This window comes from Sphaerotilus sp., assembly GCF_041083715.1.
In the GTDB taxonomy this organism is placed as follows: domain Bacteria; phylum Pseudomonadota; class Gammaproteobacteria; order Burkholderiales; family Burkholderiaceae_C; genus Sphaerotilus.
In genome coordinates this window covers 1-10237 of record NZ_JBFPGY010000154.1, presented here as the reverse complement: position 1 = coordinate 10237, position 10237 = coordinate 1, and the positions used below count along the sequence as shown (strand labels likewise).

Sequence of the window (10237 nt, the reverse complement as noted above, 5' to 3'; positions counted from 1 at the left end):
CTCTCCACAGCCGGCGCAGCAGCGTCGTGCTCGAATGCCCGCCCGACGAAGCGCCGCTGTGGCGCTACTGGGGGCCACGCCTGCCGGACACGGCCACACCCGGCGCGGCGCTGCGCGACACGCGCCCGCTGCCGTCGTTCATGCTCGACGTCGACCAGCCGCTGACGGTGGCGCCCACCTTCGGCGTCGGCTGGTTCGGCCAGAGCGCGCTGCTCGCCCACCGCGACGGGCAGGATTTCGCGCAGGCCTTCACCCGCTGCGACGTTGAGTGGCTGCAGCAGGACGCGGCGGGCTCGGCCCTCTGCCTGCACCTGCACGACGACGTGGCCCGGCTGCGGCTGGACCTGACGCTGCGGCTCGATGCGGCGTCCGATGTGCTGCTGCTGCAATCGGTGCTGCACAACCTGGGCGACGCGGTGCTCGACGTGCAGTGGCTGGCCGCGGGCACGCTGCAGTTGCCGGGGCACTGCGACGGCGTGCGCTCGTACGCGGGGCAGCATGTCCACGAGTTCATGCTGCAGGTCGACCCGCTCACGCGCAGCCTCTGGCGCAAGGAAAGCCGGCGCGGACGCACCAGCCACGACTGCTTCCCTGGCGCGGTCGTCACGACGCCGGGCACCACCGACGACACCGGCCTCGTCTTCGGCGCCCACCTGGCGTGGTCCGGCAACCACCAGCAGACCATCGAGTGGCTGCACGACGGTCTCTACCAGTGGCAGATGGGCGAGTGGCTGGCGCCTGGCGAAGGCCGGCTGCTGTCGGGGCAGGCGCTGCACTCGCCCGAGCTGGTCGCCACCTGTTCGATCGCCGGTCTGAACGGACTGGCCGCCAATTTCCACGCCGAACTGCGCCGCCGGCTGAACTGGCCGGGTGGCGCGATGAAGCCGCGCCCGGTGCATCTGAACACCTGGGAAGGCTTCTACTTCGATGTGCATCCTGGCCCGGTCCAGGAACTCGCGACCGCAGCGGCAGCGGTCGGCATCGAGCGCTTCGTGCTCGACGACGGCTGGTTCCACGGCCGCCACCACGACCGTGCCGCCTTGGGCGACTGGTGGCCCGATGAAACCAAGTTCCCGAACGGCCTGGGCGAGCTGATCGCGCACGTGAACGCGCTCGGCATGGAGTTCGGTCTGTGGGTCGAACCAGAAATGGTCAACCCGGACAGCGACCTGTTCCGCGCCCATTCCGAGTGGGCACTGCAGATCGCCGGCCGCCCGCTGCTGACGGCGCGCAACCAGCTCGTGCTCGACATCGCGCGACCCGAGGCCAGCGACTACCTGTTCGAGAAGATCGCCGCGCTGCTCGCCGCGCACCCGATCGGCTACCTCAAGTGGGACCTCAACCGCGACCTCGCCCCGGCCGGACTCGCCAACGGCACCGCCGGCTACCGGGCGCAGATCCACGCCGCCTACGCGCTGATGGACCGCCTGCGCGCCGCGCACCCGAACGTCGAGATCGAGAGCTGCTCCGGCGGCGGCGGCCGGATCGACTTCGGCGTGCTGCGCCACACCCACCGCGTCTGGACCAGCGACTGCATCGACGCGCTGTCGCGGGTCGACATCCAGCGCGGCTTCCTGCAGTTCTTCCCGCCCGAGATCATGGGCGCCCACGTCGGCACTGCGCCCTCGCACACGACGGGGCGCACCCAGTCAATGGCCTTCCGCGCCGCTGTCGCACTGGCGGGGCACCTCGGCGTCGAACTCGATGTGCGGCAACTGAGCGACGCCGACACCGCCGAGCTGCGCGGCTGGATCAACGTCTACAAGCAGCTGCGCGACCGGCTGCACCACGGCCGCGTCTGGCTCGGCGAAGGCGGCGACGGCCTGCGCTGGCAGCTGCACGGCGACGAGGCGGCCAGCGATCTGGTGCTGCTGGTGCTGCGTCCGCTGCCGAGCAGCCACCGCTACACGCCGACGCTGCGGCTGCCGATGCTGGACGAGTCCGCACGCTACCGCGTGCACGCAGTGCGGCCCGCCGACACCGTGCACCCGACCGGCCGCCACCACACGGCACCATTCTTCGACGCCATCAACACGCCCGAGGGCCTCGTGCTCGACGGCGCCTGGCTGGCGCACGCCGGTCTGCCGATGCCGCGCACCCAGGCGGAAACCGCCTTCATCGTCACGCTGCACCGGGAAACCGCATGAGCACCCGCCCGACCTACCACCCGGATCCACAGCGCTACGAGCGGCTGGCCTACCGCCGCTGCGGCGTGCACGGTCTGCGGCTGGGTGCGGTGTCGCTGGGGCTGTGGCACAACTTCGGCGACGCGGACCGGCTGGAGACCATGCGCCGCACGCTGCGCTGCGCCTTCGACCTGGGTGTCACCCACTTCGATCTGGCCAACAACTACGGCCCGCCGCCCGGCTCGGCCGAAGCGAACCTCGGCCGCCTGCTGCGCGAGGACTTCGCTGCGCACCGCGACGAGCTGATCCTCTCCACCAAGGCCGGCTACCGCATGGGCCCTGGCCCGTACGGCGACGGCGGCTCGCGCAAGTACCTCGTCGCCAGCCTCGACCAGAGCCTGCGGCGGCTCGGGGTGGACTACGTGGACCTCTACTACCACCACCGCCCGGACCCCGACACCCCGCTGGAGGAAACGATGTCGGCGCTGGCAGACCTCGTGCGCAGCGGCAAGGCGCTGTACATCGGCTTGTCGAACTACCCGGCCGACCGGCTGCGCGAGGCCGCCGCGCTGCTGCACCGGCACGGCACGCCCTGCGTGCTGCACCAGCCGCGCTACAACCTGCTCGACCGCAGCGCCGAGGACACGCTGCTGCCGGCACTGGCCGACGAAGGCATCGGCTGCATCGCCTTCTCGCCGCTGGCCCAGGGTCTGCTGACCGACCGCTACCGCCACGCGCAGGTACCCGCAGATTCGCGCATCGCCAAGGGCGTCGGGTTCCTGCGCACCGAGGACCTGCAACCCGCCCGCCTGGCGGCCATCGAGCGGCTGGCCGGTGCGGCACAGGCCCGCGGGATCCGCCTGGCGCAGCTCGCGCTGCAGTGGGTGCTGAGCCAGCCGCAGATGACCTCGGTGCTGATCGGTGCGAGCCGGCCGGAGCAGGTGCAGGAGGCCGTGGCCGCTGCCGCCGGCCCGCTGCCCGACGCGACAGACCGCGCCGCCATCGCAGCGCTCGCCAGCCTCGACCACCCCGCGCCGCGCTGAGCAGCGTCATCCCGACACGCCGCCATGTCCGCCCTCCCCCCTTCCCCGATGTTCAACCCCGCCGACCACAGCCACCGCCGCCGCAATCCGCTGACCGACCAGTGGGTGCTCGTCTCGCCGCACCGCGCCAAACGGCCCTGGCAGGGCCAGCAGGAAACCACGTCCGACGAGACCCTGCCGTCCCACGACCCGGGCTGCTACCTGTGCGCGGGCAACACGCGCGTCAGCGGTGACGTGAACCCCGACTACACCGGCACCTTCGTCTTCACGAACGACCACGCCGCACTGATGCCCGACGTGCCGGAGGCCCCCGCCAGCGACGATCCGCTGTTCCAGGCCACGGCCGCCCGGGGCACCAGCCGCGTCATCTGCTTCTCGCCCGACCACGCGCGCACGCTGCCCGAGCTGTCGCTGGCGGCCATCGGCGGTGTCGTCGACACCTGGTGCGACCAGAGCGCCGAGCTGGGCCGCACACACCCGTGGGTGCAGGTGTTCGAGAACAAGGGGGCGCTGATGGGCTGCTCGCAGCCGCATCCGCACGGCCAGATCTGGGCCACCGGCCACCTGCCCAACGAAGCCGCCACCGAGGACCGCGCGCAGCGCGCCTACTGCGCGGCCCACGGGCGACCGATGCTGCTGGACTACGTGGAACGCGAAGCCACATCGGGCGCGCGGACCGTGGTGCAGACCGCGCACTGGCTGGCGGTGGTGCCGTACTGGGCGACCTGGCCGTTCGAGACGCTGCTGCTGCCGCGCTTCGCGGTGCAGCGGCTGCCGCAGCTCACGCCGGCGCAGCGCACCGACCTCGCCGAGGCCCTGAAGAAGCTCACCAGCCGCTACGACAACCTGTTCCGCTGCAGTTTTCCCTATTCGATGGGCTGGCACGGCGCGCCCTTCCCCGCAGAGGGCGCCGCCAGAGGCACGGACGACCCTGCGCCGTGGCAGCTCCACGCCCATTTCTATCCCCCGCTGCTGCGTTCGGCGGCGGTGCGCAAGTTCATGGTCGGCTTCGAGATGCTGGCCGAAGCGCAGCGCGACCTGACCCCCGAGCAGGCGGCCGAGCGACTGCGCGCCGTCAGCGACGTCCACTACCGACACGCCACGCCATGACCGACACCCTGAACGCCCGCACGGCCGACGCGCTGCAGTCCGCCTTCGGCCATGCCCCGGACCTCTGGGTGCAAGCCCCCGGCCGCGTCAACCTGATCGGCGAGCACACCGACTACAACGACGGCTTCGTGCTGCCCTGCGCGATCGACTACCGCACGGTGATTGCCGTGAAAGCGCGCGGTGACCGGCAGGTGCGTGTCGTGGCCGCGGACTACGGTCACGCGGTGGACACCTTCGATCTCGATGCGCCGATCACCCCGCACCCGGACCTGCAGTGGGCCAACTATGTGCGTGGCACCGTGATGATGCTGGCCGAACACCTCGCCCCGCTCGGACTGGCACTGTGCGGCGCCGATCTGGCCATCGCCGGCAACGTGCCGCAGGGTGCGGGGCTGTCGTCCTCGGCCTCGCTGGAGGTGGCGGTCGGTCAGGCGTTCAAGGCACTGCTCGGCCTCGACAGCGTGAGCCAGACCGACCTCGCGCTGATCGCGCAGCGCGCCGAAAACCGTTTCGTCGGCGTCAACTGCGGGATCATGGACCAGCTCATCTCGGCCCGCGCCGAAGCTGGTCACGCGCTGCTGATCGATTGCCGCAGCCTGTCCGGACAGCCGGTGCATCTGCCGGAGGCCGTGGCCGTGATGATCGTCCACTCGCGGGTACGCCGCGGGCTGGTCGGCAGCGAGTACAACACCCGCCGCACCCAGTGCGAGGCGGCAGCACGCCACTACGGCGTGGCCGCGCTGCGCGACGTGGACGCCGCGCAGCTGGTGCACGACCGGGGCGGACTCGACGAGGTGGTCTTCCGCCGGGCGCGCCACATCGTCACCGAGAATGCCCGCACGGTGGATGCCGCCGGAGCGCTGGCCGCTGGTGACCTGGTGCGGCTGGGGGAGCTGATGGCGGCGTCCCACGTGTCGATGCGCGACGACTTCGAGATCACGCACCCGGCGATCGACCAACTCGTGGAGATTGCACAGCAGGCGGTCGGACACGAGGGCGGCGCACGCATGACGGGTGGCGGCTTCGGCGGCTGCGTCGTGGTCTTGCTGCCGGATGCACGCATCCCCGACGTGCAGGCCGCGATCGAAGCCGCCTACCGCTCACCGGATGGCGCACCGCCGACGATCTGGGTCAGCCACGCGGCGACCGGGGCAGGAGCGCTCGCCCCCGCGCACCCGGCCACCTGATGGCTCAGAACTGGTAGCCGAGCCCGACCGTGTACGAGGTCGGATTCACTGTCACGTCCAGTGTCTGTCCGGACGACAGGTGGGCGGTCGTCTTGAGCAGGGTCTTGAGCACCGACACATCCAGCGACCAGCGCGGCGCCACCGCGATCGAGGCCCCGAGCTGCATCGTCAGGCCCAGCCTGGAGTCGACGGTCAGTGTCGTCGGGTTCGCCGGCGAGCCGCCGGTCAGGCCGGAGAGGACCGCCGTGCTGCGGGCCTTGTAGAACCGGGCATAGGTCGGGCCGGCTCCGACATAAGGCCGGATCTGCGCCGACGGCTCCATGAAACGGTACTGCGCCAGCAGGCTGATCGGCAGGGCCTGGACCTCGCCGATCTTGCCCACGCCGGCGATGGCACCAGCCCCCACCAGGTCGTGCCTGAAGCCCAGCGCAAGCGGCAGGTCGATCGCGACGTGGTCGTCCACCATCCAGGTCAGACCACCCGTGGGCTGGGTGTTCGCGGTGATGTCGGCCTGGGTGCCGGCGAAGCTGGGAGAGGTCAGGTTGCCGCTGGTGACGTCCGGCGCAATGCGCGTGACGCTGAGGCGGCCAGTCAGCGTGCCCGCCGATTGGGCATGGGCGGTGCCGGTCAGCAGCAGCGCGGCGGTGGCCCAGAGGACCGGGTTGAGACGGAGGGTCATGTCAGTCGTTCCTTCGGTCGGTTCGGTCGTTCAGAGCCAGCCAGCCTGGGCCAGCGTGCGCGAGATGAGCTGGGCCGTCAGCTGGTGGCCGTAGGGCGTGGGGTGGAAGCCATCCGAGAAGGCATAGGACTTGTACCAGCCCGTCCCCGTCACGCCGGCCGGCGGCGCCGCGGCGAGCGATGCATCGGTGCAGGTCGGAAAGCTGTAGGTCGGCAGTCCGTCCGTGCCCACGCCGGTGACCGGACAGGCGGGGGTCTTCACGTTGGTCAGGTTGAACTGCGCCGGACTGGTGATCTGGTCGTTGAACGCCGTGTAGAAATCGACGATCGCCACCTTGCCGTTGCCCGCGAACTTGGCCGCCAGTTCGGTGTTGAACGCGACGATCCAGCTCTTGAACAGGCCTTCGCTCTGCGCGCGCGCAGCGGCACCGGCCGCGCTGCCGATGCTGTCCAGCACCAGCTGGAAGCGCGGCGTGTTGGTGATGCCGGGCATGTTCAGCAGCGCGATGCGCTGGGCGCCCTTGTCCAGCGCCCCCGTCTGGATCATCGCGGCGAACTTGTCGGCCAGCGCAGTCATGTAGGTGCCGCCAGCCGCCGCCAGTCCGGCCGCTCCGCCACCCGCTGCCGCGCTCACCTGGGCCGGCGTCAGCACGGTGCCCAGCAGTGCCAGGTAGCTCGCGCCGCCGTCCTTGGCTGCCGCCAGGTAGGCGCCCACCAGCGCCGATGCGTCGTTGCCGCCGCCATCGACCAGCAGGAGATCTCCAGCGGCGAAGTTGCCCACCGCCGTGGCGGTCGCGAACTGCACGGCCAGTCCGCGCGGATCGGCCGCCGTGAACGCATTGCTCGCCGGATTGATGACGCTGTTGCCGATCGCGTAGTTGGTGCAGCCGGCTGTGGCGTTGGGTGCAAAGGTCGTGCCGGTGAAGGCGAAGAAGTTGCAGCCCTTGCTCAATCCGTACGACTGCGCCACGCGCTCCGCATAGAGGTCGTTGCCCTGGACGGTGAACTTGAATCCGTAGGTACCAACGTCGGCCAGGCTGTCGCCCATGACCCGAAGCGTGGTGACGCTGGTGCGCGGCGCGGTGTCCGACCCACCTCCGCCGCAGGCAGCCAGTGCGGCCACCAGCACGGCGGACAGCCCGAATTGAATGCGACGAATCATGGCCATGGTGTCTCCTGAAATGAGGGACCGCACCAAAAAGTACGGTCGTTCGATTTAGCGGAATCAATGTAGACCCAAATCCGGCCCAGCGCGGTCTAGACAAACCCTGAGCACACCGCAGCCAGGTCCCGAAGGTGTCCCAATTGCACGGTGGCCATCCGAACGGTGGGGAAGTACCTGCTGTAAAGCCCAGCCAAAGGTCGTGACAAATTCCACATGGAACCGCTACGATCCATGTCGACAAGGCCCGATCCGGGCCCGCTTCAACGGAGGACGTTCCCACCATGATGCATCTCGTCTGGACCATCCTGATCGGCTTCGTCGCCGGCCTGGTCGCCAAATCGCTCACCTCGGGCAAGGCGCCCGGCGGTTTTCTCATGACCTCGGTGCTCGGCATTGCCGGCTCGGTGGCCGCGAGCTACATCGGCCAGGCGCTGGGGCTGTACCCGGCTGGCCAGATCGCGGGCTTCATCGCCTCGGTGATCGGCGCGATCGTGCTGCTGTTCATCTACAACCGCGTCACCCGCTGAACCACAACCCTTTCGGAGGCTCCACATGAATCTCATGGACATCCTGGCCCAGGCCACCGGCAGCAACGACGTCAGCCACCAGCAATTCGACCAGGTGGCCCAGGCGGCGCCGGCCGATCTGCTGGCCCAGGGGCTGGCCAGCGCCTTCCGCTCCGACCAGACGCCGGACATCGGCGCGATGGTCGGTCAGTTGTTTGGCGGCTCGTCCGGCACGCAGCAGGCCGGCATGCTCAACCAGATCCTGGCCACGCTCGGCCCGACGGCCGCGGCGGCGCTGGCGGGTGGTGCACTCGGCCGCGTCATGGGTCCGGGCAACACCGAGATCACACCCGCCCAGGCCTCGCAGCTCTCGCCGGAGGAAACCGAAGCGATCGTCACGCAGGCCCACCAGGCCGAGCCCGGCATCGCCGACAAGCTGGCCGGCTTCTACGCCGAGCACCCTGGTCTGGTGAAGACCCTGGGCGGTCTGGCGATGGCCGTGGCGCTGTCGAAGATGAAGGACCATCTGGCCCAGCGCTGAGCGATTTGCGGCTCGGACCAGCGTCTCTGCAACGCCCAGGCATCACACACCGCGAGGCTTGGGCGTCGTACTTTCAGGTGTCAGTTGGCGGGCACCGTCTCCAGCCACTGCGCCAGGGCCAGCGCCACGACGGCGTTGACGCCACCTTCCTGCGTCAGCGCCCGCTCGCGCATCTGGTTGACCAGATCGGCTGGCAGGCGGCAGGCCACCGACACCAGCTTCGGCGCAGCGTTCTCGGCACGTTCGACGCGCTTGGCGGCCGCAGCCGCATCGGCGGAACCCTGTGCAAACCGCGGGGGCACGCCAGCCGATTTCATCTTGCCGTCCAGCTTGCGGGCCAGGTGTTTGACCAGGTCGGTCTTCTTCGCGCTCATGGGTTCTTTCGGAGAGTTGAGGGCCATTGTCGCCGACGGCCCTCTCAGGCCCTCAGCGCAGCGTGTCCTGGATGCAGTCCAGCAGCGCCTGCGGCACCTGCGATTCCGCAGCCAGCTCGACCATTTCAGGCACGCCCGTCGCCGAGGTGCGGGTGATGCGGTAGCGGAAGCCATCGCGCACCGGACTGGCCGCGCTGCGGGTGGCAGGCGGGCGGGCGAACAGCCGATCGACGGCCGCCCGGTCCGCGTCCGACAGCGCATCGGCGGCCAGCCGGCCCTCGCTGCGCAGGTGCGAGGCCGGCAGCCCCATGCCCGCGAGGCCGCCCAGCCGCTCGATGTGGAGTTCGCCGCTCACAGGCCGACACTCTTCCAGGCCTGGTCGACCGCAGCCGCCACCGCCGGCTCGGTCGGGAACAGCGAGGCCGCCAGCGCGCGGGTGCGGGTGGCGAAGGCCTTCATCTTCAGCGTGGGTGCGGCGGCGTAGCCGGTGAGCGCCTGGTACCAGATCTTGCCGGCCTTCTCCCAGCTGTGGCCGCCGATCGCCACCGCGGCACGGCAGAACGCCAGGTTGGGAATGCCGCTGCTCTCGTGCGGGTCCATGCCGGTGCGGTACTGGGAATACAGCGTCGGCTGCGGCGACAGGCAGTGCGTGGCCGCCGGGTTGGCCATGTCGCGCAGACAGGTGTAGCCACGGGTCTTGGCGCCGGGACCCATGATGTCCGCGCCGATCAGCCAGTCGGCCTGGGTGACGGTCTGGTTCAGGCGCCACTGGCGGAACATCGAGCCGAACACATCCGACAGGCTCTCGTTGAGGCCGCCCGCCTCGTTGGTGTAGCCGAGCTTCGCGGTGAACTGCGTGACGCCGTGGGTCAGCTCGTGGGCGATGACATCGGTGCTCTTCGTGAAGTCCACGAAGATGTTGCCGTCGCCGTCGCCATAGGTCATCTGGGTGCCGTTCCAGAACGCGTTGTTGTAGCGCAGGCCGTAGTGGATCGACGACTGCAGCGTCATGCCGAGGTTGTCGACCGAGTTGCGCCCGAAGGCGGTGCGGTAGAACTCGGCGACCGCCGTCGTCTCGTTGAAGGCGCGCTGCGCGGTCAGGTCGGCCGATGTCCCCGGCTTGGCCACCGCACTGCCCGGCAGGCTCGTGCCGTTCTTGCAGTCGAAGACCGTGATGGCCGGCTTGGTCGCCACGACCGTCTGTCCGGACAGCGCCAGCATCGCCGCATTCACCGGTGCCTGCAGCGCGCGCACCTTGCGCCAGTGGCGCTCGCTGGCGGCCATGTCGGTGAAATGCTGTCGCTCGGCGTCGGTCAGGCTCTTGTCGTGCGACAGGCGGTCCAGCACATCGGCCGGGATGATGGAACAACGACAGACGGAACGCATGGCAACCTCGCTCGAAATAGAAGGAGAGCCATGAGGATACGAAGCAGGACCATGTCCGTCCACCCGATCTGGTACCCGACCGGATCTCTTTACGTTACGGGGTGTACGACGGATCGATCGC

11 protein-coding genes are annotated in these 10237 nt (G+C 69.7%); 6 read left to right on the top strand and 5 right to left on the bottom strand.

Annotated features, from left to right (window positions below):
- The 4 genes from AB3X43_RS07155 to galK form a co-directional block, all read left to right on the top strand.
- The coding region (locus AB3X43_RS07155; protein WP_369429169.1) for an alpha-galactosidase at positions 1 to 2147 on the top strand (2147 nt) is incomplete at its 5' end.
- On the top strand, positions 2144 to 3169 hold the full coding sequence (locus AB3X43_RS07150; RefSeq protein ID WP_369429168.1) for an aldo/keto reductase: 1026 nt from the start codon (positions 2144 to 2146) through the stop codon (positions 3167 to 3169). The genes AB3X43_RS07155 and AB3X43_RS07150, both read left to right, overlap by 4 nt.
- 24 nt (positions 3170 to 3193) lie before the next feature.
- The gene (locus AB3X43_RS07145) at positions 3194 to 4279 is read left to right on the top strand and encodes a UDP-glucose--hexose-1-phosphate uridylyltransferase (RefSeq protein ID WP_369429167.1); all 1086 of its coding nucleotides are present in this window, start codon (positions 3194 to 3196) and stop codon (positions 4277 to 4279) included.
- Positions 4276 to 5466 (top strand): galactokinase, encoded by a 1191-nt coding sequence (gene galK, locus AB3X43_RS07140; protein WP_369429166.1) that lies wholly within the window; start codon positions 4276 to 4278, stop codon positions 5464 to 5466. The genes AB3X43_RS07145 and galK overlap by 4 nt, the downstream gene beginning before the upstream one ends.
- 4 nt (positions 5467 to 5470) lie before the next feature.
- Here the strand turns inward: galK and AB3X43_RS07135 are convergent, their stop codons facing one another.
- A complete protein-coding gene (locus AB3X43_RS07135; RefSeq protein ID WP_369429165.1) occupies positions 5471 to 6145 on the bottom strand; it encodes an OmpW/AlkL family protein in 675 nt (224 codons plus the stop codon).
- A gap of 30 nt (positions 6146 to 6175) precedes the next feature.
- Positions 6176 to 7312: an SGNH/GDSL hydrolase family protein gene (locus AB3X43_RS07130; RefSeq protein WP_473965077.1), complete on the bottom strand. Its 1137-nt coding sequence runs from the start codon at positions 7310 to 7312 to the stop codon at positions 6176 to 6178.
- 281 nt (positions 7313 to 7593) lie between these two features.
- Here AB3X43_RS07130 and AB3X43_RS07125 point away from each other — a divergent pair, with 281 nt between their 5' ends.
- Both AB3X43_RS07125 and AB3X43_RS07120 read left to right on the top strand, forming a co-directional pair.
- Complete coding sequence (locus AB3X43_RS07125) at positions 7594 to 7836, top strand: GlsB/YeaQ/YmgE family stress response membrane protein (protein WP_369429170.1); 243 nt, start codon at positions 7594 to 7596, stop codon at positions 7834 to 7836.
- 25 nt (positions 7837 to 7861) lie between these two features.
- A complete protein-coding gene (locus AB3X43_RS07120; protein ID WP_369429164.1) occupies positions 7862 to 8356 on the top strand; it encodes a hypothetical protein in 495 nt (164 codons plus the stop codon).
- A gap of 80 nt (positions 8357 to 8436) precedes the next feature.
- Here the strand turns inward: AB3X43_RS07120 and AB3X43_RS07115 are convergent, their stop codons facing one another.
- Genes AB3X43_RS07115 through AB3X43_RS07105 form a run of 3 tightly spaced genes read right to left on the bottom strand, consistent with a single transcriptional unit; the run spans position 8437 to position 10116 of the window.
- Positions 8437 to 8730 (bottom strand): hypothetical protein, encoded by a 294-nt coding sequence (locus AB3X43_RS07115; protein WP_369429163.1) that lies wholly within the window; start codon positions 8728 to 8730, stop codon positions 8437 to 8439.
- A gap of 52 nt (positions 8731 to 8782) precedes the next feature.
- Entirely contained in the window at positions 8783 to 9085 is a 303-nt protein-coding gene (locus AB3X43_RS07110; RefSeq protein ID WP_369429162.1) for a protealysin inhibitor emfourin, read from the bottom strand.
- Entirely contained in the window at positions 9082 to 10116 is a 1035-nt protein-coding gene (locus tag AB3X43_RS07105) for a M4 family metallopeptidase (protein WP_369429161.1), read from the bottom strand. Before AB3X43_RS07105 ends, AB3X43_RS07110 begins: the two co-directional genes overlap by 4 nt.
- Between the last annotated feature and the right edge of the window lie 121 nt (positions 10117 to 10237).